The sequence below is a fragment of the Asaia spathodeae NBRC 105894 genome, assembly GCF_025994195.1.
Taxonomy (GTDB): Bacteria; Pseudomonadota; Alphaproteobacteria; order Acetobacterales; family Acetobacteraceae; genus Asaia; species Asaia siamensis.
In genome coordinates, this window is record NZ_BAPY01000019.1 from 35976 (window position 1) to 62945 (window position 26970).

Annotated in this window: 22 protein-coding genes; 3 read left to right on the forward strand and 19 right to left on the reverse strand. The window is 59.1% G+C overall.

The features are described from left to right. Positions 1 to 2: 2 nt before the first annotated feature. Genes sdhA through sdhC form a run of 3 tightly spaced genes read right to left on the reverse strand, consistent with a single transcriptional unit; the run spans position 3 to position 2667 of the window. A complete protein-coding gene (gene sdhA, locus AA105894_RS08675) occupies positions 3 to 1805 on the reverse strand; it encodes a succinate dehydrogenase flavoprotein subunit (RefSeq protein WP_267311375.1) in 1803 nt (600 codons plus the stop codon). Further along, positions 1802 to 2209, reverse strand: coding sequence for a succinate dehydrogenase, hydrophobic membrane anchor protein (gene sdhD / locus AA105894_RS08680; protein ID WP_188425661.1), 408 nt, complete (start codon positions 2207 to 2209; stop codon positions 1802 to 1804). Before sdhD ends, sdhA begins: the two co-directional genes overlap by 4 nt. Next, the gene (gene sdhC, locus AA105894_RS08685) at positions 2206 to 2667 is read right to left on the reverse strand and encodes a succinate dehydrogenase, cytochrome b556 subunit (RefSeq protein ID WP_229719602.1); all 462 of its coding nucleotides are present in this window, start codon (positions 2665 to 2667) and stop codon (positions 2206 to 2208) included. The genes sdhD and sdhC overlap by 4 nt, the downstream gene beginning before the upstream one ends. 258 nt (positions 2668 to 2925) lie before the next feature. On the opposite strand from sdhC, the gene zapE reads away from it, so the two are divergent. Then, complete coding sequence (gene zapE, locus AA105894_RS08690) at positions 2926 to 4047, forward strand: cell division protein ZapE (RefSeq protein ID WP_267311376.1); 1122 nt, start codon at positions 2926 to 2928, stop codon at positions 4045 to 4047. A 15-nt stretch (positions 4048 to 4062) separates the two neighbouring features. On the opposite strand, the gene AA105894_RS08695 is transcribed toward zapE, so the two are convergent. The 13 genes from AA105894_RS08695 to pspA form a co-directional block, all read right to left on the reverse strand. Further along, on the reverse strand, positions 4063 to 6366 hold the full coding sequence (locus AA105894_RS08695) for a Ca2+-dependent phosphoinositide-specific phospholipase C (RefSeq protein WP_267311377.1): 2304 nt from the start codon (positions 6364 to 6366) through the stop codon (positions 4063 to 4065). Positions 6367 to 6369: 3 nt separating this feature from the next. After that, positions 6370 to 9057 carry a TonB-dependent receptor gene (locus tag AA105894_RS08700; RefSeq protein WP_267311378.1) on the reverse strand — a complete coding sequence of 896 codons (2688 nt, stop codon included), beginning with the start codon at positions 9055 to 9057 and terminating at the stop codon, positions 6370 to 6372. Positions 9058 to 9710: 653 nt separating this feature from the next. Further along, a complete protein-coding gene (locus tag AA105894_RS08705; RefSeq protein WP_267311379.1) occupies positions 9711 to 11834 on the reverse strand; it encodes a M3 family metallopeptidase in 2124 nt (707 codons plus the stop codon). A gap of 100 nt (positions 11835 to 11934) precedes the next feature. Then, positions 11935 to 12543 carry an IMPACT family protein gene (locus AA105894_RS08710; RefSeq protein WP_267311380.1) on the reverse strand — a complete coding sequence of 203 codons (609 nt, stop codon included), beginning with the start codon at positions 12541 to 12543 and terminating at the stop codon, positions 11935 to 11937. Positions 12544 to 12636: 93 nt separating this feature from the next. Then, a complete protein-coding gene (locus AA105894_RS08715) occupies positions 12637 to 14007 on the reverse strand; it encodes a hypothetical protein (protein WP_267311381.1) in 1371 nt (456 codons plus the stop codon). 264 nt (positions 14008 to 14271) lie between these two features. Continuing rightward, positions 14272 to 15654, reverse strand: coding sequence for a DNA repair protein RadA (gene radA / locus AA105894_RS08720; protein ID WP_188425668.1), 1383 nt, complete (start codon positions 15652 to 15654; stop codon positions 14272 to 14274). 81 nt (positions 15655 to 15735) lie between these two features. Next, positions 15736 to 16524, reverse strand: coding sequence for an ABC transporter ATP-binding protein (locus AA105894_RS08725; RefSeq protein ID WP_188425669.1), 789 nt, complete (start codon positions 16522 to 16524; stop codon positions 15736 to 15738). Next, positions 16521 to 17306, reverse strand: a complete 786-nt coding sequence (locus AA105894_RS08730; RefSeq protein WP_188425670.1) for an MlaE family ABC transporter permease — start codon at positions 17304 to 17306, stop codon at positions 16521 to 16523. Before AA105894_RS08730 ends, AA105894_RS08725 begins: the two co-directional genes overlap by 4 nt. Before the next feature lie 110 nt (positions 17307 to 17416). Next, the gene (locus AA105894_RS08735) at positions 17417 to 18826 is read right to left on the reverse strand and encodes a DUF2807 domain-containing protein (RefSeq protein ID WP_267311382.1); all 1410 of its coding nucleotides are present in this window, start codon (positions 18824 to 18826) and stop codon (positions 17417 to 17419) included. Positions 18827 to 18887: 61 nt separating this feature from the next. Then, complete coding sequence (locus AA105894_RS08740) at positions 18888 to 20087, reverse strand: GIN domain-containing protein (RefSeq protein WP_267311383.1); 1200 nt, start codon at positions 20085 to 20087, stop codon at positions 18888 to 18890. Then, positions 20084 to 21499 carry a hypothetical protein gene (locus AA105894_RS08745; protein WP_267311384.1) on the reverse strand — a complete coding sequence of 472 codons (1416 nt, stop codon included), beginning with the start codon at positions 21497 to 21499 and terminating at the stop codon, positions 20084 to 20086. The genes AA105894_RS08740 and AA105894_RS08745 overlap by 4 nt, the downstream gene beginning before the upstream one ends. Beyond that, the gene (gene pspB / locus AA105894_RS08750; RefSeq protein ID WP_188425674.1) at positions 21496 to 21750 is read right to left on the reverse strand and encodes an envelope stress response membrane protein PspB; all 255 of its coding nucleotides are present in this window, start codon (positions 21748 to 21750) and stop codon (positions 21496 to 21498) included. The genes AA105894_RS08745 and pspB overlap by 4 nt, the downstream gene beginning before the upstream one ends. A 41-nt stretch (positions 21751 to 21791) precedes the next feature. Continuing rightward, positions 21792 to 22478 carry a phage shock protein PspA gene (pspA, locus tag AA105894_RS08755; RefSeq protein WP_188425675.1) on the reverse strand — a complete coding sequence of 229 codons (687 nt, stop codon included), beginning with the start codon at positions 22476 to 22478 and terminating at the stop codon, positions 21792 to 21794. 134 nt (positions 22479 to 22612) lie between these two features. On the opposite strand from pspA, the gene pspF reads away from it, so the two are divergent. Beyond that, a complete protein-coding gene (gene pspF, locus AA105894_RS08760) occupies positions 22613 to 23695 on the forward strand; it encodes a phage shock protein operon transcriptional activator (RefSeq protein ID WP_267311385.1) in 1083 nt (360 codons plus the stop codon). Positions 23696 to 23954: 259 nt separating this feature from the next. Here pspF and AA105894_RS08765 read toward each other — a convergent pair whose 3' ends face one another. The 3 genes from AA105894_RS08765 to AA105894_RS08775 form a co-directional block, all read right to left on the reverse strand. Then, a complete protein-coding gene (locus AA105894_RS08765) occupies positions 23955 to 24440 on the reverse strand; it encodes a hypothetical protein (RefSeq protein WP_267311386.1) in 486 nt (161 codons plus the stop codon). 92 nt (positions 24441 to 24532) lie between these two features. Continuing rightward, the gene (locus AA105894_RS08770) at positions 24533 to 25189 is read right to left on the reverse strand and encodes a hypothetical protein (protein ID WP_267311387.1); all 657 of its coding nucleotides are present in this window, start codon (positions 25187 to 25189) and stop codon (positions 24533 to 24535) included. 128 nt (positions 25190 to 25317) lie between these two features. Then, positions 25318 to 25533: a hypothetical protein gene (locus AA105894_RS08775; RefSeq protein ID WP_267311388.1), complete on the reverse strand. Its 216-nt coding sequence runs from the start codon at positions 25531 to 25533 to the stop codon at positions 25318 to 25320. Between the two features lie 139 nt (positions 25534 to 25672). Here AA105894_RS08775 and AA105894_RS08780 point away from each other — a divergent pair, with 139 nt between their 5' ends. Continuing rightward, positions 25673 to 26962, forward strand: a complete 1290-nt coding sequence (locus tag AA105894_RS08780; protein ID WP_267311389.1) for a DEAD/DEAH box helicase — start codon at positions 25673 to 25675, stop codon at positions 26960 to 26962. Positions 26963 to 26970 lie beyond the last annotated feature (8 nt).

Genomic DNA, 26970 nt, shown 5'->3' on the forward strand with positions numbered 1-26970 from the left:
CCTCAGTAAACACGTTTCTTGGGCGGAAAGACCTCGACGTCGTTTGTCAGGGTCTGCATCCGCACCGGCCGGTAGAGCAGGCTCACCGCTCCGTCCTTGTCGAGATAAGAGACAGTATGCTTCATCCAGTGCTCGTCATCGCGCTCGGGATAATCGTCATGCGCGTGGGCGCCGCGCGTCTCATGACGGGCATGCGCGCTTTCGATGGTCACGGTCGCATTGGCCAGAAGATTGGCAAATTCGAGCGCTTCCATCAGATCGCTGTTCCAGATGAGCGAGCGATCCGCCAAACCCATATGCTGCGCGTCTTTCCAGAGGTCCCGTATCTTCGCGCACCCTTCAGCGAGCGATTTGGTGTTGCGGAACACGGCAGCATGGCTCTGCATGATGCGCTGCAGGCGCTCGCGCAGCTCGGCAACGGTAAATTTGCCCGAAGCCTCACGTGTCTTGTCGAACGCCTCGAGGATGGCTTCCCCCGCGTTCTTCGGCAAAGGCGGCACGGGCGTCGTCGGATCGATGATTTCCGCAGCCCGCTTGCCAGCGGCGCGACCGAATACGATCAGATCGAGCAGGGAGTTGGTGCCCAGACGATTGGCACCATGCACCGAGACGCAGGCAGCCTCGCCAACGGCCATGAGACCAGGCACAACTGCCTCAGGGTTTTCGGCGGTCGGGCGCAGAACCTCGCCATGCAGATTGGTCGGTACGCCGCCCATGTTGTAATGCACGGTCGGCAGCACCGGTGCCGGCTCCTTGGTCACATCCACACCGGCGAAAATGCGCGCGGTTTCGGAAATGCCTGGCAGACGCTGATGCAGCAATTCCGGGCCGAGATGCTCCAGATGCAGCATGATATGGTCCTTTTTCGGACCACAGCCACGCCCTTCATTGATCTCGATGGTCATGGCGCGCGAGACCACATCGCGTGACGCCAGATCCTTCGCCGTCGGGGCGTAGCGCTCCATGAAGCGCTCGCCCTCGGAATTGGTCAGATAGCCGCCTTCACCGCGACAGCCTTCCGTCAGCAGACATCCTGCCGGGAAAATACCGGTGGGATGGAATTGCACGAATTCCATGTCCTGGGTCGGCACGCCAGCGCGCATGGCCAGACCGCCACCATCACCCGTGCAGGAATGGGCAGAGGTGCAGCTCTGGAAGGCGCGACCGTAGCCGCCCGTTGCCAGAACAACCATCTTGGCGTTGAAGCGATGGATCGATCCGTCATCGAGGCACCAGGCCACGATGCCGCGACAGGCGCCGTTCTCGTCCATGATCAGGTCGAGCACGTAATATTCGACGAAGAAATCGACGCGATGCTTGAGGCATTGCTGATAGAGCGTATGCAGAATGGCATGACCCGTGCGATCGGCTGCCGCGCAGGCGCGGGCGACAGGGGCCTTGCCATATTCGCTCATATGGCCGCCGAAGGGACGCTGATAGATCTTGCCATCTTCGGTGCGCGAGAAGGGCACCCCGAAATGCTCCAGCTCCATGACGGCGCTTTCGGCCTCACGGCACATGAACTCGATCGCGTCCTGATCGCCCAGCCAGTCCGACCCCTTGACGGTGTCATACATATGCCAGCGCCAGTTATCCTCGGACATGTTCCCCAGAGAGGCACCGATGCCCCCCTGTGCTGCCACTGTATGGCTGCGCGTCGGGAAAACCTTGGTAACGCAGGCCGTACGCAGGCCTCCGGCACCCATACCCAGCGTGGCGCGCAGACCCGAGCCCCCGGCACCGACGACCACGACATCATAGGCGTGATCGACGATACGGTATTTCTTGGCGGATTCCGCGCTCATGACTGGCCCTCCTTCGGGCGGGTAATCAGAATACGGGCAAGCGAGGCACAGCCCAGCGCCACGAAAAGAAGCGTGCTGAGGCGAATGACCAGACGCAGGCCGAAGCGCCGCCAGCCACGTGAATAATCAGAGGCCACGACCTCAAGCCCGAGCTGGGCATGACGTGCGGTCAGGGCAATAAGCAGGCCCAGAGGGGCGGCATTCTGCACCCTTCCGGCCCAGGCAAGAATGGACTCGCGGTCACGCCCGGCCAGACGCAGAACCTGCGCAACCCCCCAGATCGTGAGCGGACCGAGAAGGGCGGCGGAGACACGCTCGGCTGTCCAGTGTTCGGCACCATCGGCCAACCCGCCCAACCCCTTGGCGCGGGCGAGCGGGGTGCGCATGTCGGAAAGGCGGTTCATGCGCGTGTTCCCTTGCTGCGAAGACGTGCCAGCGTGACGAAGGCAGCGGTCAGGGTGACGCAAAGCCCGGCGGTCACGAAGACCGAGCGACGTCCATCCTCGTCAATTTCCTTCTTTTCGAAGCGGGCACCGCTATCCCAGATCAGATGGCGGATACTGGCTACGAAATGATAGGTGGTGGCCACGCCCCAGCCGAGAAATACGAGGCGCCCCAGCGGGTGGGTTGCAACGCGCTGTGCGCGGGAAAAGGCACGCGGCCCCTGGGCCAGGGCTGCCAGCCAGGCAACGGCCAGACCCGCACCGAGCGACGAGGCGACGCCTGCCATGCGATTGCCGATCGAGAGCGCCATGGAGAGGCGAAAACGATAGACATCCAGATGGGGCGACATGGGACGCCGTATGGCCCGTCCCTGCGTGTCGGTGCCGTGATAGAACGCTTCGCGTCCGTCGGAAGCCATGGCGATACCTCGGAATTCTGTCTTCGGGCTATGCGATACCTTACCCACATAGTCGCATTCCCATGGTTCGTCATGTGCATATTGATGTGAGAATTGGCACTGAATTTGTCTTGTATTTCATGCAATTCCGAGGCTTTCGCATCTGTATCGTCTCACCAAGGCGTGACGCTGTTTCAGGGGCGCGTTACGCTTTCCCGCGTGATAGGACTGATTGAAGAGCCCGGTAGAACCCGGGCAAGCGACAGCAGAGAGAGCCCGATGTCAGAACTGAATCCTGCCGCCATCAGCCGTCCTTCAGGCAGTGTGTCGAAGGCCTATCGACGTCTGATCGAGCAGAGACAGATCGAAGCCGATGCCGTGCAGGCGCGCGCTGCCACGGCTCTGGATCAACTTGCGCAGGCGCTTCAGGCGCGCCACGACGTAAAGGACAGCTTTTTCTCGCGCCTGGCAAAGCGTCGCCCGGCTCCCATCAAGGGGCTTTATCTCGTTGGCGAAGTCGGTCGTGGCAAGACGATGCTGATGGATCTTTTCTGTCGCGAGGTTGCGGTCGCCAAAAAGCGGCGTATTCATTTTCATGTCTTCATGCAGGAAGTCCTTCGTGCGCTGCACAAGGGGCAGAGCCGTGGCGAGCGTCGCGAAGACCCGGTGCGCGAACTCGCGCAGAAAGTGCATGAGCAAAATGACCTGCTGTGTTTTGACGAATTCCAGATCAACGACATGTCCGATGCCGTGCTCGTGCTGCGCCTGCTGGATATGGTGATGGAGCTAGGAACCGTTGTCGTGGCCACATCGAACACGGCGCCAGCGGATCTGATGAAACATCAGGCGCAGAACCGCGCCACGATGCGGCCTTATCTTGAGGCATTTTCGGCGCATATGACCGTTCTCACGCTTGAATCGGCACGCGATTACCGGCGGGGTCGCGACATCGATGCACAGAGATGGCTGGTGCCGGATACGGAAGAAAGTCGGGCCCATCTTCGGCAGAGATTCGAGACCATGACCGGGGGCGAGGCCGCACCGGGCGCGGTCGAGATAGGGTCACGTCGTATTGCTGTGCCCTCCTGCCATGGAGACAAGGCCTGGTTCACTTTCGATGCGCTGTGCGGCCAGCCTCTTGGGCCTGCCGATTATCTGGCTGTTGTTGGTCGGTTCAGAACCGTGTTCATTGAGGGTATTCCGGCACTGGTACCCGATCAGTATGACAAGGCCCGACGCTTCATCACCCTGATTGATGTCATGTATGAAAGTCATACGGTCCTTTTTGCCACCGCCGCAGCCGAGCCCGAAGCCCTGTATCAGACGGGCGAAAATGCTAAGGCATTCGAACGCACAGCATCACGTCTCGATGAAATGCGTTCGAATGGATGGGTCATCTGAACACGGGCCAGCCCTTCAGGGGGCAAGTGCCGTTGTCAGTTCCCGTATCTCGCAGCTTCCGTCTTCCATCCCGCAGGCAGGAACAGCCGGATAACTCGTGAGGAGTGAGGCATGGTCAGGATCACGCCGCACGGCCTCTGGTATTTGTGAGAGAAAAAGCACCCGGACAATGCTGCGGCCGCTCGGGTTTCGGTAAAGGGCAAAGCCGAGCGCAGCCCCGACGGGAATCTCGTTTTGGGCATAGCCAGGTGCCCTGACATTGATGTCGAGTATGCCGAGCAGAGGGGCGATGGTGTCGTCATGCCCCATATAGATTTTGAGCCTGGGTCCGTCAGGCGTCGTCAGATCCCTGATAATCGCCTCGCGTAACAGGCGGGAGGTTAGAGAGGCTAGCGGTCTCGGTCGTACCAGAGTGTCGAGCATGGCCGCATGCAGGCCGGAGAGTGTCTCAATTATCGCTGCATCGACCGGTTTGCCGGCGTGATCGGGCAGTGTTTTCCCATCGAGAAAACCGAGTTCCAGTGCCTCGGCATAGGACGAGCTTTCGTTGATTGGACCTGACAGAATGAAACCACTCCTGCCGTGACTCAGGCCTATATGACTCGGTTCATGAAGAAACGGGCAAAGACGCTGCGTGCAGTTCATGATGGTGCCAAGCAGGGTGAGTGCGTTGCCCTGTGAAGAAAAAGCCTCGTTCGGATCGGGCATGGCCGCCACAAGGCGCGTCATGTCGGTCGCGCCATCCCAGAGTATCTGCTGTGAAAAAAGCGGGTCGGCGATGGCTATCGGGAGATGATCGACCGTGACGGCACAAGCTGGCGCTATCCCTCGTGCAAAGGCATCGGCACTTGCGATGGTTCGTGGCTCGGTATTGGCATGAATGACGATCTGCCCGGATGCAGGGCAAGCCGCAGCAGAAAACAGGTCGTTCAGATTCAGCCATTCCCTCAGAGAGTGCGCTGCCGCAGACAAGGCTCTTGCGCCGCGGGGTGTCAGGTCTCCAGCGCGCCCCTCCCAGACAGGCCATGAGGCGGGTAATGTTGCCAGTGAAGGGTGCTGTCCGTTCAGGGCAGACCGTATGCCATGGCGCATGACAAGCACCAGACGGCTTAGTACGAGATGATTTGCCCCATTGGGTTCGAGCCTGTCATCGCGGCAGAAACGCGGTTGCGTGACCGGATTGCAGCGCGCTGCCCCCCCTGCAGGAAACCCGACATGATAGCCGCTCCAGCGTGCCGGCTCGCTATCGGGATAATCTGTGCTGACCAGTTGAGCCCCGCTTGCCATCAGCGCGTCACGCCGCCCTGTGGCGCCTGTGCGCCCTTCGATCGTATTGGCATCGGCCCGAACCCGGACAAGCCAGTGACGTGAGACGAGGGCAGGAATGGCGTCTGCTGGCCCGTCATTCAGCTCTGTGAAAGCGGCATCCGGTGCGTCACTCTGCTGAGGCGCCACGTTGGGGAACGCGATACGGCCTCGCAGCCCGGGATGGCCTTTTTCGTAGATAGGGCCGTCAGCGCGCTGGTCGAGCAGGAACACGACCTTGCCCCGGTTTTTTTCGAGGTCAGGCCAGCCGCGGGTCGAAACGGCATGGGCAAGCGTCTCGTCGGGTCTATGCAGATCGTCTGGTGTCAGCAGGCTGGCAGCCGGAAAACTCGAGCGGATATCGGTATCGAGGGTATCGTATGTTTCATGCGAGAAAGGTTCGACTGGGGTCGTGCCCGGTATGTCGTTGTGCTGTTCAGTCTCGAGAATGACGAATATGGGAACATGGCCGGGATGGGCACGCGACCAGTGGCTTATCTCCGCTAGGCAGGCGGTAAAGGGCTGGCAGCTGGCGTGCTGGTCCAGATCAGGGATATGCATGACCTTGATGCCGGGCTGTCTCATCACAGCCTCTTCCCGGGGAGAAAGAGGCCAGCGCTCATCGGTATGACCGGGGCGATGCGGCGTGGCGAAGCGCCCACCCTGTGTGTCAGCGTAAAGGTCGAGCTCGATCTGGCGTATGCCGTGATCCAGCTGGTTGGTCAGACTTGCATGACGGTAATCGAGAAGCGATGCCAGTTGAGGTGCTTCTTCGGCGATTAGGGCCAGGCGCGCGGGAGCGATGCCTGCATGATAGGAGTTATGCGACCCGATGACCTGAATCTGGTCGAGGCGGATGCTGGCGTGACTTTCCGATAAGCCATCCTTGCTTCTGCCCGGGTCTGGCGAGAGGGAGCGGGGTGCTGGCGCTGCAAGTCCTGCTGAAAGCGAAAGGAGGCTGACGCCCAGTGTGAGGATTGTCAGCACCCGGGGCGTGCGAGGGAAAAGAGGCATTTTTCAGAACTCGCCGTTGAGCCCGGCGAGATACATGCGTCCTGTACGGACATAGGCACCATTAGACCCGCCGTCATAGGCGAGATAGGATTTGCCCTTGCCATAAGTTTCCCAGAAGGCGGGGGTATTCAACAGGTTTTGCATGGCGAGCGTGCCGGTGATGCCCCAGCCGAATTTGTATTTCATGCTCAGATCGAGGCGCTGCGTAGGCTGCAGGTAGAAATCAGGAGATTTTTCATTAACGCTCAGAAGCTGGGTACCGATATAATTGTAATTCAGATCGAAATGCATCGGACCGCGGCTGTAATAGAAGCCGAGATTATACATCATCTCGGGCGCGCGCGGCAGGGCGGTGTCGGCATGGCCCGCAATACTGCTTGTCGCATTGGAGTGCTGGAGCGTCACATTGCCGTTCACCCCAAAACCGCTCATCCAGCCAGGCAGGAAGTAGAGATTCTGCTGGGTAGCCAGCTCGATGCCTTCAAGCGTTGCGCCCTTGCCATTGGTTGGCATCGAATAGAGCGTCCCGCCATCTGTGAAAGAACTGGTAGGCACATTGCCGCCAAGCGTGGCGCTGTTGCTGGTGTTCGAAACAGAAGTGAAAATGAATTTCTGGATCTGCTTGTAATAGACGGAGGCGGAAATGACGCCTGCATGCCGGTTATAGAGCTCGCCCGAAAAATCGAACATGGTTGCGGTCGTCGGGCGCAGATTGGGGTTGGGTTGCGAGATGGACAGGATCTGGTTGGTAACGGGATCTGTCGAGAGTGTGGTGGCGCCATTGATCAATCCGAAAGCCGGACGTGTAAGCCCTCGTCGGACCGAAAAGCGCAGAACACTCAACTCACTCGGGCGCCAGTTGACGTTCAGATAGGGCAGAGGTGAACCGTAGTTCTGATGGATCCTGACAAAACGGCCATTGATGTTATCGCCAGCTGACTGCCAGTGAGTCCCGCCGAAATCGGTGTATTCGTAACGGAAACCAGGATGGATATCGACCGGACCCGCCTGAAGATTTAGGGCAACAAACCCGGCATAAATCTTTTCCGAGCCGGTGCTCGTATTCGCGTTCCAGTCGTTTCTGGTATAATTGCCGGCACCATTCGGATCGTTCTGATATTTATAAGGTAGCGTTGTGTTGCGCACCCAGTCGCGATCGAGGATGCGAAAATCGCCGAGCTTGCCGCCAAACGCATCAACCTGATAGCCTGGGATATTGCCAATAGTGGGCCCTGCGGCGTTAGTGGATGGCCAGTTCTGGCCCCCGAAGAACGGACCATTATAAATAAAATTATTATTGTTATGAAAAAGAGGATGGGACCATGACAGGCGCTCGGTATCGCTGATCTTGAAGCCAAAAATGATCGATTTCAGGATATCATTTCTGAAGCGATAGGCTGCGTCGGCATGGATGCCGAACATGTCTGCCGTGCTCTGTGAATCTCCACCCTGTGTTTTCCAGAAGCGGCTCGTATTCTGGTTACGCAATTGGCTCATGGCCGAAGCGGGGCCGCTTGCGACAGGCAGGGTTGTGTTGGCGGTGTCGAGATAGAAGGGGCCGGCTATGCTGCCGCTGCCATACATACTGGCTTCGACCGTGTTGGGGGTGGCCTGCACGCCATAGCTGTTGAAGATATCGTAATTGACGGTCCAGCGGTCGAGATGGCTTATGCCGCCGATTTTCTGGGTGGTGAGAAGCTGAGCCGAGTCATTTGTGATGAAATATCCGGCGCGCTGGCCAAGCTGCGAGCGATAGATACCATCTGCCCCATAGCCTGAATTGCTGCCGCGAAAGCTGACCTGATTGTCATCCATCTGCACATTGTACTGCCCCCATGTGCCAAGGGCATAAAACTCATGACGATCGCCCTTGTAGTTGAGGGAGAGCGAACCGCCATAGCGTTTGATTGAGCTGGTGAAGAGATCATATTTGAGCTGTGTGGTGGTGAGTTGCGACGCCTGATCTGGTGTTTTGACGCCCGCCTCGGACGCAAAACTGGGCACGTAGCTTCTGTTTGGCGCTGCAGCATCAGCGAGAACATTTTTCGACGAGTAGTAACCGGTTGCATAGACGCCAAAGCGTCCATCATGACCAAAGCGGCGGGCAAACTCGATTTGTGCGGTACCTCCAAGAGCGGGTGTTCCCGTCTGGGCAGCATTGTCGTTCAATTGTCCCTGGAGGATGATTTTCCGATAATTCCCGGAGAAGTCGAAAGCTGTCGGGGTACGAATATCGATGGCTCCGCCTATCGAATCGCCATCTGTTTCGGCAGTCGTGCTTTTGGAGACCTTGATGGATGTGATGCCATAAGGTGCCAGCATGTCGAACGATATGGCGCGGGTCGAAGGGTCGGCCGGTGCGATGCGCTCGCCGTTGAGCGTATAGGCATTATAGCTGGAATCGAGACCACGAATGGTCATGTACTGGGCCTCACCCGTCGCAGCCTGGCCGTTACTCATATTGCTATAGGCTGAAACGCCCGGCAGACGGGTGAGGATATCCGACAGATTGGTTTCCGGAGCGCGGTCGATCTGCTCGCGGGAAAGAACCGAGGCCACGCCCGTGCTACGGCGTTGTTCGTCCAGCGCCGCAGCGACTGTGCCGCTGCGCAGGGCTGTCACTTTTATATGCTCATGCACGGAGTCTTTTTCGAGCGGTTTTGTCGGGCCAGTCGGGGTTGAAGCAGGCATCGAAGCGAGCCCGGAAGCGGAGCTGACGGATTGGCTTGCACTCTTTCGCCCCTCTTTTTTCTTGTGATGAAGACTCTGGGCGTTTACGGGTGCCACCGTACCCAATGCGACAAGAGTGGCCAGGCAACCGGTCAATACAGGTTTACAGGACGTCATTGGGCGCATCCTCACGAGCGCGCACGAGCACTCCCCGCCATCCGGACTGCGTAATACCTCGTTATATGAGCGAGGTATTCCAGAATCGGAGAGGACGATGCGTCGTGGGCGAACTATTGATTTGTTACTTGATTCATAAAACCGTACAACGACGAACAATGCTTGTGTATTTCTGCCACTTGTTTCGAATCGATATTTAAAATGAATCAGCCAGGCAGAGTGTGAAGGCTTTATTAAATGTCGAATGACATCACAATGTAACGATCGGTTGCGATCGAGGTTCACTCTGTCTGCGGGGAGCCCGTTATGTAGAGGGCGATGGGTGCCGACCGTGTCCGGCTCTTCTCCCTGTTTGCGCCCGTATCAGACACGAGGGTGAGAGAAGAAGAAACGCCCAAAGTGGGCGACGTGAGGAAGCGTCTATAGTTTTCGCAGAGATGACCCTGTCCGGCCGTGTTGCTGAAAGAGCAATACGACCGGACAAGGGAAGAGGGTCGTTACTTCGCTGCGGGCAGAAGGCCGCGATGGGCCAGCATCGGGCCGATTTCGGGGTCCTTGCCGTAGAAGGCCTTGAACATCGGGCCGTAATCCATGGTGTGACCCTTCGACAGGATCATATCACGGAAGCGCTGGCCGTTTTCACGGGTCAGACCGCCATGCGACTGGAACCAGGAGAACACGTCCTGATCGAGCATTTCAGTCCAGAGATAGGCGTAATAGCCAGCCGAATAGCCATTGCCCCAGATATGCAGGAAATAGCTTGAGCGATAACGCGGCGGCACGTTGGCGACATCGAGACCGGTCTCCTTGAGTGCCTTGGCTTCGAACTGATCGACATCCTGGCGCGGTGCATCGGCAGACAGGCCGTGCCACGACATGTCGAGCTGGGCCGCTGCCACGATTTCACCCAGTGCATAGCCCTGGTTGAAATGCGCGGCCTTCTTGATCTTCTCGACCAGTTCGGCAGGCATCGGGGCGCCGGTCTTGTAGTGACGGGCGTAATGGGCGAACACTTTCGGATCCATTGCCCAGTTTTCGTTGAACTGCGACGGGAATTCCACGAAATCGCGTGCCACTGCCGTGCCCGAAAGCGACGGATAGGTCTGGCTGGCAAAGAGGCCGTGCAGTGCGTGGCCGAATTCATGGAACATGGTCGTCACGTCATCAGACGTGATGAGCTGCGGCTGGCCCGGAGCCGCCTTGGTGAAATTTGCCACGTTATAGATGACAGGGCGCGTCTTCAGCAGGTCGCTCTGACCCACGAAATTCGACATCCAGGCGCCACCCGATTTGTTGTCGCGCTTGAAGTAGTCGAAATACATCAGACCCAGCGGCGAGCCGTCCTTGTCCTTCACCTCGAAGACCATGACGTCGGGATTATAGACCGGGATATCCTTGCGCGGCTCGAAGGTGATTCCATAAAGCTGGTTGGCTGCATAGAACACGCCGTCGGTCAGCACGGTGTGCAGCTCGAAATAGGGCTTTACGTCATTCTGGTTGAGGTCGAATTTCTGCTTGCGCACGCGCTCGGCATAGAAATTCCAGTCCCAGGGCTTGAGCGCGAAATTCTGATGGTCGTCGCCGATGGCCCTCTGCAGCTCATCCGCCTCACGATGCTGCTCTGCAGCGGTCGCCGGAACGAGCTGGTGGATGAAGCTGTTCACAGCCGCCGGGGTCTTGGCCATCTGATCGTACAGCGTATAGGCGGCATAGCTCGAATAGCCGAAGAGCGCGGCTTTCTCAGCGCGCAGCTGGGCAATTTCCGCAATTGTCTGGCGCGTATCGTTGGCATCGCCTTTTTCAGCGCGTGTCCAGCTCTGATTGAACAGGGCTTCACGCGTGCTGCGATCGCTCAGCGAAGCCAGATCGGGCTGCTGGGTCGTGTTCTGAAGCGGCAGAACATATTTCCCGCTCAGCTTGCGGCCTTCGGCGGCTTTCTGTGCGGAGGCAATGGCGCCATCATCAAGCCCGGCAAGAGCCTCTTTCCTGTCGACCACAAGGGCGCCAGCCTTGGCGCTGGCGATCAGCTTCTGGTTATAGGCCGTTTCCAGTTTCGAGAGCTGGGTGTTGATCGCTCGCAGCTTCTGCTGGTCAGGGTGAGACAGTTCGGCGCCCGAATGGACGAATTGCTGATACGTCACCTCAAGCAGCATCGCCTGCTCGGGGTTCAGGTTCAGCTTTGCGCGGTTGTCGTAAAGCGTCTTCACGCGGTGGAAAAGCTTCGGGTTGAGATAGATCTCGTCCGAATGCTGGCTGAGCTTGGGCGCTTCCTTGCTGTCGATGGCGTCCATGGCGTCATCCTTGTCAGCCGAATAGACACCGTAGAACACGTTCTGCACGCGGCCCAGCAACTGGCCCGAACGCTCCATGGCAACAATCGTGTTGTCGAAATTCGGCGCCGCCTTGTTGTTGGCGATCGCCTGCATTTCCTTCAGCTGGTCTGCCATGCCCTTTTCGAAGGCCGGCACGTAATCACTGTCCTTGATCTTGTCGAAGGGGGGCGCCTGATAGGGCAGGGGGCTTGCCTGAAAGAGCGGGTTGGCAGGGGCTGCCAGCGCGGTGGAGGAAAGCAGGGGAAGGGCAACAGCCGCCAGAGCGGCGGCGTGTCTGAAAACGGGCATGAAAAAGGATCCTACGATCGTAACATGATATGTTACCGTAGGAAGGAAAGAGGGGAGCGTCAAACCCCGATGGTCGTTTCACCTCCGCTTCGATTGGCGCCTACTCGAAGCCGGGCTCATTCTCCTCATCGAGCACCTTGATGGCGGCACCGCGCAATAGATCCTGCAAAATGTTCCTGACAGTCTCTGCCGCGCGCAGCGGCACGGAAATTTCCAGCCCCGCGCCGGTTTCATCGAACAGGCAGCTCTCCTGCAGTGCGCTCCACTCGTTCAGACGTGCCTGGATGATCGGCAGAACCCCGAAGGACGCATGGAAACCGAGGCGCTGCATGGGCACGATCTCGATGGCGTCGCCCTGCTTGAGGCAGGAAGCGGCAGCCCCGCCATAGGCGCGCACAAGCCCTCCTGCACCCAGCTTGATGCCGCCGAACCAGCGCACGACAATAACGGCCACGCGGTCGAATTCCTGTGAATCAATGGCTTGCAGGATGGGCCGTCCCGCTGTTCCGCCCGGCTCGCCATCATCGAAACTGCGATAGCGTGCGCCAAGCCGCCACGCCCAGCAATTATGGGTGGCGTCGATTTCACGGACGCGTTCGAAAAAAGCGATGGCTTCTTCCTCATGGGCAATGGGCGCAGCATGAACGCGGAACAGGCTCTTCTTCACCACCGTATCCAGCTGCGTTTCGGCTACCAGGGTCCGGGTCATGAAGGGTTTTCCTGTCCTGTTTTTTGACTTCAAGAAGCAGGGTCGCCGCGTTCTTGCAAGAGGTGTGTTCCGGTCTCGCAGGTTGTCCGGGATTTATCGCGTCGAGAGAAAGTCCTTCACCTCCTGGTGCACCTTCACGGCATAGGACAGTTCCGGAAAGATCAGCTTCACATAGCGCGCGTCCTCCATCCCAGGCTGCCAGGAGAGCACGACGGCACGAAGGTCGCTGGCTGCCCTGATTCCGGCCAGACCTGACGCCATCTGAAAAAGAACGAGCAGAACGGCAAGGCCTGTCGCTGTTTTCAGATCGGATTGACCAACGTAGCAAGGGCGCGAGCGGAGCCATACGAGCGCGCGCATGATCAGTCCTGCATGGAGCAGGACGACATAAAGCGCGTAACGCGCCGGAGCGATAAGCTCGACGTTTTCATTGAGACGGCCGAGGCTCGCCATGAGGGCGACCCCGAGACCGATCAGGATCAGCCCGGTTGAGACAAGCGAAGCACGTGTGGCTGTCTTCCTGCGCAGGCAGTCATTGACAAGCACGGCAAGAGCAACCAGCCCGAGGCAAAGGCCGAACACCATGGCAGGCAGGGCGAGGGCTGCAAGCCTCGAAAAAGGCAGGCCGAGAAAGATACCGGCATAGGCGATCATACGCTCAAGCGCGGCAATGCCGTGTGCGCCTGAATGCACTGCAGGCGCTGTTGAGTCGTGCCACAGATAGAGGCTCGTTTCGATAACGGCCAGAGACAGTATGACCGCAAGGATCGACGGTTTTGCTTTGGCCTGCCAGCCGAGCCAGAGCAGCACGGGCCAGATTCCAAGGCCTGTCATGTTGCTGAATGGCGAAAGAAGCGCACAGAGTATAGCCCCTGCGAAAAGAGGCGCGACGTTCTGCTGTGCGGTCACGGCACGTGCGAAGAGCACGATGGCGGCTACAGAGAAGACGAGGGAAATTGGATAGACGCAGTTGATCGGTACGCCGATATCGAGTGCCGAGGTGCTGCTCAGAATCAGCATGGGAACAAGGAGAGCCAGCAGCCTTTCCCTGTTCGAGGCACCCTCTGACAGGGTGCGCCAAAGCAATCCGGCGATGACAAGAACAGACAGAAGCGATGCGGCGATGAACGCGATCTGGTGGCCACCGCCGATTTCGAGGTCGACCAGCGTGAGTGCCCGCTCAAAGGCGATGCGATGCTCGTTATGCGGCAGCAGGAAATGATGGAGCCAGTTGGCTCCATCATTTACCCTCAGCGCCTCAAGCGCTTCATGCTGCCAGGTCAGCATGTCGAGATAGGGCGTTGTCATTGCCGTGCCCCAGACGACGAAGGCAAAAATAATGACATGCACGGCAAACAGGCTGACCAGCCAGACATCATAGGGTCTGTTCTGGCGATTATGCGTGAGCATGGAGAAGGGAGAGCGGCGCTGTCCGCCCGGATTTGAGGATGACGCGGCCAGCATAGGGCATTCTCCCGGGATGAAGCGACAAGGGAGAAACCTCTCCCGCGTCATGTCAGGCAGTTAAAGAGCAGAAGTCGGGCGTAAAGGCCCCATCGTCAGAGCTCCTGCACCGGTCAAATTCTTGGCCCATTCGTTTACACGAAGGATACATCTGCGCAAATGAGAGTGGTTGAAGGAATTCCTCGGGCGGCCGCGGTAAAAACTGCGGGGCAGCAGTAATGGGGGCAATCTATGCTCCCGACTGCCCGGTATCAGACTACTGACTCAGTCTTCGACTGGCTGGAAGAGCTCGACCAGATCATTGAGATGCCCGATCTCTTTGAGTGCCAGACCTTCAGGGGGTTTGGCGCGCGCGGCGCCACTCGCGACACGGCGTGGCAGGATAGCTTGGGCGAAACCGAGCTTCTGTGCCTCCTTCAGGCGCAGATCGGTCTGGGATACCTGACGCACCTCACCGGACAGACCAACCTCGCCGAAATAGGTGGCCCCTGACGAGGTCGGTACGCCGGTCGCTGCAGAGATCAGGGCCGCCGCCACCGCCATGTCGCAGGCAGGCTCGCTGATACGCAGGCCGCCTGCAATATTCAGATGGACATCCATCCCTGCCATCTTGAGACCGCAGCGGGCCTCCAGCACGGCGAGCAGCATATTCAGCCGCGCCGTTTCCCAGCCTACTACGGCCCGTCGTGCCGCGCCCTCTCCGGCCTTTGGGGAAACGAGCGCCTGGATTTCCAGCAGAACAGGGCGCGTGCCTTCCATGCCTGCGAAAACGGCAGAGCCTGCTATATTGCCGCGTCTTTCGGCCAGAAACAGGGCAGACGGATTGGGTACTTCGGTCAGCCCCGTATCGGTCATGGCGAAAACGCCAATTTCGTCTGTCGCCCCAAAACGGTTTTTCGCAGCACGAAGGATGCGGAATTGATGGCCGCGATCGCCTTCGAAATACATCACCGCATCGACCATATGCTCCAGGACGCGCGGACCCGCCAGAGCGCCTTCTTTCGTGACATGGCCGACAAGCACGAGTGAGAAGCCGACTGTCTTGGCAAGCCGTATCAGCTCGAAAGCACAGGCGCGCACCTGCGCCACCGAGCCCGGCGCACTTTCGATGGTTTCCAGCCACATGGTCTGGATGGAATCGATGACCACCACATTATGCTCGCGGTCCTGTTCCAGCGAGCTCGCGATTTCCGAGACGTTGATGCTGGCTGCCAGATCGAGCGTCGGCGCCTCCAGTTTCAGGCGCCGCGCGCGCAGGCGTATCTGGTCTACGGCTTCTTCGCCCGACACGTACAGCACGCGCCGCCCTGCCCTGGCGAGGGCGCAGGTGGCTTGCAGCAGCAGCGTCGATTTGCCGATACCCGGATCGCCGCCCACCAGCACAACAGAGGCAGGCACCAGCCCTCCACCAAGCACACGGTCGAACTCGGCAATCGATGTTTCAATGCGCGGCGGCGGGGTGAGATCGCCGTCGAGATGCATGAGCGTCAGCTTGCCTGCGCGCTTTCGGCTCTCACGGTTCGTGGGTTCGACCGCCTCTTCGACAATGGTGTTCCATTCACCACATCCATCGCAACGCCCCGACCATTTGCTGGTGATCGTGCCGCAGGCCTGACAGACGAAACGGGCAGTGGGGCGTTTGGCCATTCTGGGGGGGGCTTTCAGGCGAGAGGTTCAGTCTGAAAGATAGGGCAGGCGTGGAAACATAACAAGAACGAAGGGGGTGCTCTATTTCCGCAATTCCATCCCGATCGGCCCATCCTTGCGTCCATGGGTAAACTGATCGACCATGGCGTTGCCACTGTTCATCAGTTCCGAAGCGAGGCCCTTCCAGACCAGCTTGCCGTGGTAGAGCATGGCGGCCTGATCACCGATGCGCTGGGCAGAGGCCATGTCATGGGTGATGGCAATGGCGGTCGAGCCAAGACGCTTGACGCAATCGACGATCAGACCGTCGATCACAGCGCCCATGATGGGGTCGAGCCCCGTCGTGGGTTCATCGAAAAACAGGATGTTGGGTGTGCCTGCAATGGCGCGGGCGAGGCCGACACGTTTCTGCATGCCCCCTGACAGTTCTGAAGGCGCGAGTGCCCCGACCGTCGGGTCGAGACCCACCTGTTTGAGAATATCGCCCGCCTGTTCACGCGCCTGGGCTTTGGTCAGGCGATGCGCCTTGCCGCGTCCCTTGGCACGCAGACCGAACATGATGTTGTCTGCCACGCTCATGCTGTCGAACAGGGCCGCATTCTGGAACAGCATGCCGATCTGTTCGATCAGGGCGATACGTCGTGCAGGCGTCGCGGTCAGAACATTCTCGCCATCGATTTCGATCGTGCCGGAATCTGGCGTGATGAGCCCCAGAATGCAGCGCAGCAGCACCGATTTACCGCTGCCCGACCCGCCGATGACGACGAAAGACGTGCCGGCCTCGACATCGAGATCGATGCCATCCAGCACCGTTTTTGAGCCGAAGGACTTGGTCAGGCCGCGAATGCGGATCTTGGGCAGGGCGCTCATGAGGCGAAGAACAGATCCGTCAGGAGGTAATCGAAGGCCAGAAGCAGGATCGAAGCTGCAACGACGGCGGCGGTTGTGGCAGAGCCCACGCCCTCTGCGCCACCCCGGCTGGTATAGCCGTGATAGCAACCCATCAGGCTGATGATGAAGCCGAAGACGGCGGCTTTCGAAAGGCCGACAATCACGTCGAGCGGCTTCAGCGCGTTGAACGTCGCGATGATGTAGTTCTGCGGGTCGAAGCCGAGCTTGGAGACAGATACGGTAAATCCGCCCAGCACACCGAGAATATCGGCCACCAGCACCAGAAAAGGCAGGGCCAGGGTGCCCGCAAGCAGGCGCGGCGTCACCAGATATTTCATCGGGTCGGTCGAGAGCGTACGCAGCGCGTCGATCTGGTCGGTCACGCGCATGGTGCCGATTTCAGCCGACATGGCGGCGCCCACGCGGCCCGCTACCATGAGACCGGCCAGCACGGGGCCAAGTTCGCGTACCACGGCCAGAACGACAATGCCGGCAATGGCGCTTTGTACGTGATACTGGGCAAATCCGGCATAGGATTGCAGGGCAATGACGCCACCCGAGAAAATGGCCGTCAGGGCGACCACAGGCAGCGAATAGAAGGCGATCTCTATCAGGCTGTTGAAAAACACCCCCCAATAGAAAGGGGGGCGGAGCAGATGAGACAGGCCTGCCAGCGCGAAAAGCGCCAACGCGCCGGCCTTGCGCACGATGCCGAGAAAGGCACGCCCAATGGCTGCGACAGGATCGAGGATGAAATTCACGGTCAGCAGCCGCCAGCAGGGAGGATCATGAGTCAAGCCCTAGCCTGACTGGGGCGTCACGTCAAAGCCCTTGCTGCGCCCTTTGGGCACAGGCATGGGCTGCTGCCTGCTCAGCCACTATTGCGATCCAGATCGCGGAACTGCGTGTGCAGATGGAAGTCGCGAGAGGTCACGCAGGTCTCGACTGCCCCGATACGCCGGTCGAGCTTCCGCAGCCGTTCGGTCAGGTCGAGAAGCTGCGGCAGCTGGGTTTGCGGCATGGGCGTGGTGACACGCGTCATGAGCGAGAGAAGAAACGGTTCCAGCCGTTTCGCGAGGGCCGGATTGGCGGCGTGCAGCAGGGGGATCAGTCTGGGAATGATCCGCCGACGCAGCAGCACGATCCCCAGCACAACCAGAACGATCACCCCTGAGGTCATGCTGCCACTATCGGTCGAGACACTGAAAGATGCCTCGGTCTTGGGGTGACTGTCAGTATGCGTGTGAATGGTCGTGGCGTGCATTGCGCTATCTGTGGTTTCCGGAGGGGTTGGCGGCTCGGGCGGTTCAGGAGGCTCTGGCGGTGTCGGCGGCACAGGAGGCGTTGCTTCGCTGGCAGCATGACGCAGCGCATCGAAATCGACGATCGTGCCATCGGCCTTGATCATGCGATGGGCATTGATGCGCGTTCCGTCAGGCAGCAGCATGTCATCAGACGTGATGCGCGTGCCGTTATTCGTGATGCTGCTGTTGGTAGACCCGGTGAACGTCTCGCTGTGACCGGATGAGTGCGCAATTTCTATCTCGCCACTCGCGCTCGAATGGGTGTGTTCTTTCTCCACCACCTGATGCACACGGATATCGCCTGACGCGCTGGTGCGTAATGTGGCAATGCGCGCCGCACCGTCGAAAATCGCATCGCCGGGGCCGGAAAGGGTGATGGCAAGCTGATCGACCGAGCCACCCCCTATCACGACATCGCCCGGACCGCTGGAGCCGATGATGATCGAGGGAGATTGTGCCTTTTCAATATGGATATCGCCCGGGCCTGAAATGGCGATGGTTGCCGGGCCGGTCAGGCTTCCCATGATGAGGTCGCCGGGGCCGCCGCCGCGATAGAGCAGGGCACTGGCCTTGTCGACATGGATCGTGCCGCGTCCCTGACGCAGCGAGAGCGGCCCTTCGACCCAGTCGATCTTCAGATCGTCGTAATTCATGGTGGTCGAGACGATCGCTGCCCCGGCCACAAGCTGAATGGTTGCGTTCTCGCCACAGGCACTGCCTGTGAGCCAGGCATCATGCGATCCGGCCTGAAAAGACAGCCCGGACGGCACATCACGCATATCGGCTTGCTCATGCAGCCCGGCAGCACCCTGGATATGGAGTGTGCCGATGCAGCTGGTTCCGACATGCAGCGTATAGGGCGCTGCGGTGAGGGCGGCCTCGGGTGAGCTGGGCGCTGCGGCCTGCGCCAGCGCTTTCTGGGCAGGGACAGTCGAGACCAGAATCAGAGAGAGAGCGCTCAGGTGAAGACGGTTCACTGCGTGTTTCCCTTTGTTCCTGCAGGCCTCGTATCGGGCGTCAGCATAATCGGTTCGTTTCTCACCCGCAGCGGCGAGAGAGGGTGTGAAATTCGCGATGCAGATGGAAATCACGCGAGGTCACGCAGTGCTCGACGTCACCCACCCGTCGTTCCAGACGTTTGAGCCGTTCAGTCAGATCTGCGATTGCAGGCTGCTCTGTCACGAAGGCAGGCTGGCGGTCTGAAGAGACGACCCGTGAGCCCATGATGCGGCGCATGAGCGGGACAATCCGTTTGCGCTGGGCGACGCAAAGCACCACGCCCAGCAGAAAGAGCCAGCCCGCAGAATGATGATGGTGCGGCGCCTGAGAGGTTTGCCCCGTATCTGCCGCCTCGTCATCATCGGCTTCCGCCTTGTCGAAGGCGATGATCGTCCCGTCGGGTTTGACCAGATCATGGTCTGTCACCACCGTCCCGTCAGGAAGGGTCAGCAGAGGATGGGTGGCTGGGGGGCTTTTGGGCGGCGCCTTTTCGTGGCGGACAGTCACCGAAGCCGCGCCATGAGCTTCCTTCTGAACCTCACCCGTCACCGTATCAACGGTGATGGTGCCAAAGCCGGTGGTTTCCAGCGTGGCTTTTTGGGCAACGCCGTTGAAATTGAAATTGCCCGAGCCATGCAGATGGGCGTCGAGTGCGGCAATCCTGCCAGCAGACAGGGTGATGTTGCCAAAGCCGCTTGATCGTACCGCAACGCTGGGGGAATCGACACGACCGATCATGATATCACCACTACCGTTCAGGGTAATGGAGGCAGGGCCATGCAGCCAGCCGAGCTTCAGCGAGCCGAAGCCGCCTCCGTCGAAAGCAAGTGCCGTCACCTGATCGGCGGTGACCTCACTGCTGCCTCTGTGCGTGACAGAAAGAGGCCCATCGACGCGGGAAATGCGCAATGTGCCGAAACGACTCATCCTGGCGATGATGGCGGTGCCCACAGGAACACGCAGATGGGCAGGGCCTGTGCATTCCTGCCCACTGAGGGTGGCGGAATGGGCATCCGAGGTGAAGGACAGCCCCTCTGGCGCCTTGTCACCCTCTGGCAGCAGCGCGGCACCCTGCTCACCTCCTGCGCCTTCAACCGTGATGGCCGAGACGCATGGGGCCTCGAGTGTCAGGGTAAAAGGCGCTGCGTCCAGCGCCGCCTTGGGCGTATCCGGGCTGGCAAGAGCGAGGGTCGGTAGCGCGCCAATGACGAGCGTAAGGCTGAGGCTGAGCCGTATCACCTTGTCTGATCTCCCTTTACCGCCGGTGTAGCGCTTGTGGCTGGTGCCTGCGCCGGAGTCGTATTGACCGTCGATCCGTCAGGCTGGGTCCTGCCCTGAGCGGGGGTAGTCTGGCTGTTGACTGGCCCGCCTTGCGGAGCCTGTGTCCCGGTGGAGGGGATATCGGTGGGGGAAACCGCCCATGGCTGCTCATCCGGAACGGCAGGGCTGTTCTGACCGGGCTGTGCGGTGGACGCGCCCGGTGCGGGCGTTGTTGGTGCGGGCGTTGTTGGTGCGGGCGTTGTCGGCGTGGCAGGCTGTGGCACAGGCTGTGTGGGCGACGCCGTGGCGGGAGCCGAGACTGTCGCTCCATTGACGGGTCTCGGCGAGGCCGGTGTCGCGGGGGGAATCGGCAGGTTCGCGCTGCCCGAAACAGCGGAAGAGGACGCCGAAGAGGGGGGCGCAGAGGGGGAGAGCGGCTTCGTCGGGGCGACTGGCGGCGAAGGGGGCTGTGTCTGGCTTGCCGGTACGCCGACACCCGAAACGGTCGGGGCTACCGGCGCAACCGGCGGGGTGATGACCGGTGCGGTCGGTGCCGCGGGCACAGGCGGCGCAGGCTGTGAGGTTATCGGGGCGGAGGGCTGCGCGATGGCTGCGGCGGCCACCGGGCCTACCTGCACGTTGCCGGTACGTGTTAGGGCGCCACTGACCGTCGGAATGGCGACGAGACCCGTGCCATTGGCTGAGACCGTAGCGGTGTTGAGCGTGCCGCCCAGGCGGGCGCTGGCCGCATTTTCGACCATGAGCGTCAGCACGTCGACACGGCCATCCGTTACGGTGAGATGGCTGGTTTCGGAAAGCTGGGCCGAAAACGCATCAAGCTCGGCATGATCGACCACGAGACCAGAGGCCCCTGTCTCGACAACCTGCGCCGCACGATTGAGGTGAGCGATATGCACCTGCTCGGTGCCGCGCAGGCTGAGGTCGAGCGACTGGATCGTATCGGCGTCGAGCTGTCCGGCTTCGAGGCTGGCTTCAAGAGAGGCCAGCGTGCCGTTGATGACGAAATGCGTATCGTGGCTGTCGTGGATCAGAACGCCCACGCTGGGGGCGACAAGAATCGAGACCTTTGCAGTAGGGGCGCAGCTCTTGCTGGTGATGAGAACCTTGGAAGAGCCCTGTGTCTTGCCCGTGCGCATGGTGAGATGCGCGCCGCCTGTTGTCGAACTGTCGATCGAGACCCCGTCGCTCATGGCCGGGTCGACCGTAATCTCGAAGCGCCCCAGACAGGGTACGCTCAGATCGAGGTCTTCTGCATCCATGACAACCTGAGGCGCCGCGTGAAGCGGCGTGGTCATGGCAAGGCCGGAGAGAAGCAGAGCCGTCAGAGCGATACGCTGCATGGGCGGGGTCAACAGGCGGACAGACATCATGAAAAGCTCCGTGTCCTCCATCCCGGCACATCCTCATCAAGAATGCGCTCAAGCTGATCTACACGTTCCTCGAGTCTCCGGGCCTGGACATGCGCCATGTTGAGCGCTGCCAGGTCGGATTCCTGAAGCTTGCTGGCCGTGGCACGGGAGCGGGCACGAATGGTCACGATATACATGACCATGACGAAAGGCATGACGACCGCCGCAAGGGCGACCAGATCGCCCAGATCGATTGCTGAACCATGACTCATAACCGGCCACCCTTGCTCTTAACGCGTCTCATTGCTGTCTTTTACCCTTGGCGGTTTCTGATCTTGGCCCGCAGCGCCTCGAGTTCGTTCTCGACGGCCATATCCGTTTCAAGTCCTGCCAGCTCTTCCTGCAGGCTCGGCTTGCGCGTGCCACCGGGACCACGGCCGAGATCATAGGATTCAGCTTTCCCTTCGAGCGCGTCAAGCGCGCGTTCCACCTGTTCGAAACGGTTGAAGGCATTCTCGACACGGGTATCGTACAGGCGCTCACGCGTCTTGATGCGGTTGGTAGCGGCTTTGTGACGCAGGGAGAGGGATTTCTCGCGCGATTTCGCATCTGCCAGCTTGGCCTGCAGCTTGCCGATATCATCGTGCTGCTGGTCGAGGCTCTCATTGACCTGAGCGATCTGCTGCTCGAGCGATTTGCGTGATTGTTCGATGGTCGATTTTGCTGCGAGCGCGCCCTTGGCCAGATCTTCACGGTCGCGGGTCAGGGCGAGTTCGGCCTTGCGCAGCCATTCATCCTCTTCCTGCACCATGGCGCGGGCGCGGCGCTCGAGCCCCTTGCGTTCGGCAATCATGGTGACAGCCTGGCTGCGGACTTCAACCAGCGTATCTTCCATCTCCTGGATGATGAGCCGGATCATCTTTTCCGGGTCTTCTGCGCTGGCCAGAATGGCGTTGAGATTGGAATTCACGATATCCGCGAGGCGGGAAAAGATACCCATTGTGATGCTCTTTCTTTGCTGAAACGATTTTAACAGGAAATGATCGCAGGAGAACACCAGCTTCTCTTGTCAGCGACGCGATACGGGGTGAAACATGTGGGCCCCGAGGCGTGAGATGCGAGACTGGCCATAAAATGGCACGATCCCCCAGAAACGATGAAAACCCGACACCGATCGGACAGTCTCCCGCCTTTCTGGAGATGCTCGACCATATTTCGCGCCTGGCCCCCCTCGATCGTCCTGCCCTGATCATCGGAGAACGCGGCACAGGCAAGGAACTCGTCGCGGCCCGACTGGCGCTGCTCTCTCCGCGCTGGGACAGGCCGCTCATCAAGCTGAACTGTGCGGCTCTGCCGGACAGTCTTCTCGACAGCGAATTGTTCGGTCATGAGGCTGGCGCCTTTACCGGGGCCCAGCGTCGCAGGCTGTCGCGCTTCGAACAGGCCCATGGCGGCACGCTCTTTCTCGACGAGATCGCATCGGCTTCCATGGCGGTGCAGGAGAAGCTGCTCCGCGTGATCGAATATGGAAGTTTCGAACGCGTCGGTGGCAACGAGACCATCCATGTCGATGTGCGTCTGATCGGCGCGACCAATGCCGATCTGCCCGCCATGGCACGAAAGGGCGATTTCCGCGCCGATCTGCTCGACCGTCTGGCCTTTGACGTCGTCATGCTGCCGCCCTTGCGCGCCCGTCAGGAAGATATCCTGATCCTGTCCGAGCATTTCGCGACCCGCATGACCGCCAGTCTGGGGCGCAAGGTTTTTGCCGGTTTTTCCGACCGGGCGCGTGATGCCCTCATGCGCTATGACTGGCCCGGCAATGTCCGTGAGCTGCGTAATGTCGTCGAGAGAAGCGTCTATCGCATGGACAGGCCGGAGAGGCCCCTCGACGATATCGTGTTCGATCCGTTCAGGAACGGCCCGGACTGGCTGCGGCCGCTTGCCACGCCAGAGCCTGAAAGCACTCCGCTGCCTGCGCGTGAAGCTCCAGCCCCGCGAGCCATGCCCGACACCCTGCCCGAGGGGCTTGGTTTTACCGAAGCCACCCGTGCCTATGAGCGCAATCTGCTCGAACACGCTTTGCGTCACGCCCGCTTCAACCAGAAGCAGGCCGCCATGGCGCTCGGCCTGACCTATTATCAGCTCAGGCATTTGCTCCGTCAGCACGGCCTGGCCGATCGCAATGCGCGAAAGCCGGTCGGTCCGACGGATTGAAAGAGGGGCGAAGAACGTCATGGAGTTCTTCTTGCAAGTTCCATGCCAAGTCTGTAGGGCGGCAGCGTTTATCGAGACGCGCCGGAATTAGGGGTGATATTTGCCACAAAATGGCGTATTTCGCCCCTTGATTCTCATCGCTTTGTACATGCTGGCAGTCTGGGTCGTATCTTCCTCTTCATGAATCTCTTGGACCGTCGCCTTGCGCCGCTGAAAGACGTAGAGGAGAAAGTGCGGAAACGGGGTGTTCATACAGATGTCATGGCCGCGCTTGGCGAGAGCACTCGGGAACCAGTTTCTTTGCCGAGAGAGATTTGACAACTTGGTCTGCAATTTCTCCGGCAGCGTCTTCATGGCTATCGAGAGGAATTCCCATAAGGGAGGTGTGCGGGATCGCAATAGCCAGTTCACCTGCCCAGACATATCTAGCCTTGGAAACGTCATAAATGTAGGTGACGAGCTTTTCGTCTGCCAGCCCGCCTACATTGTAGAGTGACATCCTATTTTTGAGGATGAGAATCTTGTCGGCATCGACCTTTTTGACCGCCTCTTTCGTGGCGGGCATGTCGGGATCTGTTGCAGTCTCATCGTCACTGGCGAAGAACGTTACCCCGCAGGTATTCATCCTTTTGTTGAGTGCTTTCAGGATATGCGCACCTTGCTTTAGGCGGATACCGTTGATCTGATCTATCAGCAGGATATGTCTCGCAGGGGAGACGCCATCGAGATCGGAGAGCTCTTGCACGGATTGTACGCTCGGTCCGCATGACGCGAGAGTGGCAAGAGACAATAGGGCTATCAATCTTTTCATTGCTTCAATTCCCGGTAAGTCGGCTCTTATTTTGCTACCTGCGTCGTTGCGTCTTTTGGCTCCGTCCGTGCATCGCAATTCAGGAAGAGACCAGCGGAATGGAAATCATGAAAAATAGTATCGGTTATTTTGGGTGTATCAAAGCGTGATTGAAGGCCTTTCTTTTTTCCCATCAGCAAGCTGCCGACACCGACGCTATAGCGCCCAGACCAGATTTTCTTCCCTGGTATTTGGTAGACGTTTACATAAAGATCTTCGGACATGATGTAATTATATGCGCCCATCTCCAGATTATCGCTTCTGATGGTAATTATTTTATCTGGCTGGAATTTTTCTGTTGCAGTGTGAAGTTCTTTTTTCCAGTCCAGTCGAAGTTGGCCATAATAGAATACGTCAGTTTTGATGTTGCATTTTTCGAATTCTTTCGAGAAATCTTCGTATAGAATTCTATCATGGTGTTCTTTTTCATCTATCATATTTGAGAAGAAGAACACTCGGTGTGATTCGCTGATTGGCGCGTCTGTCTTTTGAAAGGATTTGAGTCGTATCTGTGTTTCGCAGCCACATAATAAAGTGCTGACCAACAGGATTATTGTTTTTCTCATCTCTGTCTCGCTGTATTCGTGAATGTCAGGACATTCCGATTTTGGCGTGTGGAAATAAACCTCATATAGATCGGACACGAATCACATTGTAGTGCAATGCGTTGTCTTTTGGGTTGTTGTGGAGAATGGCTGGATTCAATCTTCCGACATGCAGTTTACGAAAATGGGTCTCATCGGTTATGGTTCGGTGAATGAGGCGCACTGTGTTATGCGTACTGGCTGCTTCGGTAATTCTCGATAATCTTGTCAAGTATTGCGGTTTCTTCTTGCGTCGTATCAGGGTTCTCACGCGAAAGCGGGTTTCCAAAGTCGTGATCTGAAGCGTCCAGTGACTTGTCGCCGAGGGCATGCATGATCTCCGCCTTCCATGGTATAATCGGGGCTTCGGTGAGGAGGCGGGGCAGGTGCTCACGCATCTTCATCGCTTCAACCGGGAGCCACCGTAGCGTGAGCCAACGTTTGCGTTGACGTGCCAACAATTCGCCCGCTAAAGGGCACCTCCGCAGTCTGAATGCCCACCAAGGCGCAACCGATTTTGTGCGCCGGAGGCGCTGTTTCTTCATGACCATGACATTCGACGATCTTGCTCTGGCGCCTGCCATTCTCAAGGCGCTGGCCGAAGCCGGATACAAGACGCCTACCCCCATTCAGGCACAATCGATCCCCCTGCTTCTGCAGGGGCGTGATCTTCTGGGCATGGCTCAGACAGGAACAGGCAAGACAGCCTCTTTCGCGCTGCCCCTGTTGCATCGTCTGGCTGCCAACCCACGCCCGGCACCGAAAAACGGGGCTCGTGTGCTTGTTCTGGCCCCGACGCGTGAGCTCGTCAGCCAGATTGCCGATGGGTTCGAGACATTTGGCAGCGCTCTGAATTTCAGCGTGACCACGATTTTTGGCGGTGTCAGCCAGTTTCATCAGGTCAATGCGCTGCAGGACGGCGTTGATATCATCGTTGCGGCGCCCGGCCGCTTGCTGGATCTGATCGAGCAGGGGCTTTGCGATCTGTCGAACCTTGAAGCCCTGGTGCTGGATGAGGCTGACCAGATGCTCGATATGGGCTTTGCCAAGCCTATCGAAAAGATCGTCGCTGCGACACCGGGCGAACGCCACACGATCCTCTTTTCCGCGACCATGCCGAAATCGATCGCAGCGCTGGTGGATAGTCTGCTGCGCGATCCTGCGAAGGTGGAAATTGCGCCGCCTTCCACCACGGTTGATCGCATTGAGCAGACTGTCATGTTCCTTGATGCAGAGCACAAGAAGGCGGCCCTGCTGTCGCTATTGAGCGCGCCTGATGTCGGACAGGCCGTTGTGTTCACGCTTCAGAAGAATATCGCCAACGAGGTCTGCTCGCATATCACCGAGGCGGGCATCACGGCTGAGGCCCTGCATGGCAACAAGTCGCAAGGTCAGCGCGAGCGTGCGCTCGAGGCGTTTCGCGAAGGCCGTGCGCGCGTTCTGGTGGCGACCGATATCGCTGCGCGCGGCATTGATGTCGATACAGTCACCCATGTGGTCAATCATGATCTGCCCAGCCTGCCGGAAGCCTATGTTCATCGTATCGGTCGCACGGGCCGCGCAGGACGCAGCGGTCGGGCCATTACCCTGTGCGATGCCGAGCAGCGCGCCTGGCTGCATGATGTCGAGCGCACCATCGGGCGGGCGCTGACAGTGCATGAAAACCATGAATGGCATTGCGAGAAAGCGCGCCATTCAACCGCACGCGCGCCCGTGCTGGGTGGTGGCCCGGTCAAGAAGATCAAGGAGCCGAAGGTCCGCGAGCGCAAGGTCTGGACTGAAGAAGAGAAAGCTGCGGCACGTGCCGCAGCTATGGCAAACCGCGCGAACTGAGCCTTACG

Bases quoted from the DNA above. Each gene is read 5' to 3' on its own strand.
- sdhA (WP_267311375.1), bottom strand. From the start codon at position 1,805: ATGAGCGCGGAATCCGCCAAGAAATACCGTATCGTCGATCACGCCTAT.
- sdhD (WP_188425661.1), bottom strand. From the start codon at position 2,209: ATGAACCGCCTTTCCGACATGCGCACCCCGCTCGCCCGCGCCAAGGGG.
- sdhC (WP_229719602.1), bottom strand. From the start codon at position 2,667: ATGGCTTCCGACGGACGCGAAGCGTTCTATCACGGCACCGACACGCAG.
- zapE (WP_267311376.1), top strand. From the start codon at position 2,926: ATGTCAGAACTGAATCCTGCCGCCATCAGCCGTCCTTCAGGCAGTGTG.
- AA105894_RS08695 (WP_267311377.1), bottom strand. From the start codon at position 6,366: ATGCCTCTTTTCCCTCGCACGCCCCGGGTGCTGACAATCCTCACACTG.
- AA105894_RS08700 (WP_267311378.1), bottom strand. From the start codon at position 9,057: ATGCCTGCTTCAACCCCGACTGGCCCGACAAAACCGCTCGAAAAAGAC.
- AA105894_RS08705 (WP_267311379.1), bottom strand. From the start codon at position 11,834: ATGCCCGTTTTCAGACACGCCGCCGCTCTGGCGGCTGTTGCCCTTCCC.
- AA105894_RS08710 (WP_267311380.1), bottom strand. From the start codon at position 12,543: ATGACCCGGACCCTGGTAGCCGAAACGCAGCTGGATACGGTGGTGAAG.
- AA105894_RS08715 (WP_267311381.1), bottom strand. From the start codon at position 14,007: ATGCTGGCCGCGTCATCCTCAAATCCGGGCGGACAGCGCCGCTCTCCC.
- radA (WP_188425668.1), bottom strand. From the start codon at position 15,654: ATGGCCAAACGCCCCACTGCCCGTTTCGTCTGTCAGGCCTGCGGCACG.
- AA105894_RS08725 (WP_188425669.1), bottom strand. From the start codon at position 16,524: ATGAGCGCCCTGCCCAAGATCCGCATTCGCGGCCTGACCAAGTCCTTC.
- AA105894_RS08745 (WP_267311384.1), bottom strand. From the start codon at position 21,499: ATGATGTCTGTCCGCCTGTTGACCCCGCCCATGCAGCGTATCGCTCTG.
- pspB (WP_188425674.1), bottom strand. From the start codon at position 21,750: ATGAGTCATGGTTCAGCAATCGATCTGGGCGATCTGGTCGCCCTTGCG.
- pspA (WP_188425675.1), bottom strand. From the start codon at position 22,478: ATGGGTATCTTTTCCCGCCTCGCGGATATCGTGAATTCCAATCTCAAC.
- pspF (WP_267311385.1), top strand. From the start codon at position 22,613: ATGGCACGATCCCCCAGAAACGATGAAAACCCGACACCGATCGGACAG.
- AA105894_RS08775 (WP_267311388.1), bottom strand. From the start codon at position 25,533: ATGAAGATGCGTGAGCACCTGCCCCGCCTCCTCACCGAAGCCCCGATT.
- AA105894_RS08780 (WP_267311389.1), top strand. From the start codon at position 25,673: ATGACCATGACATTCGACGATCTTGCTCTGGCGCCTGCCATTCTCAAG.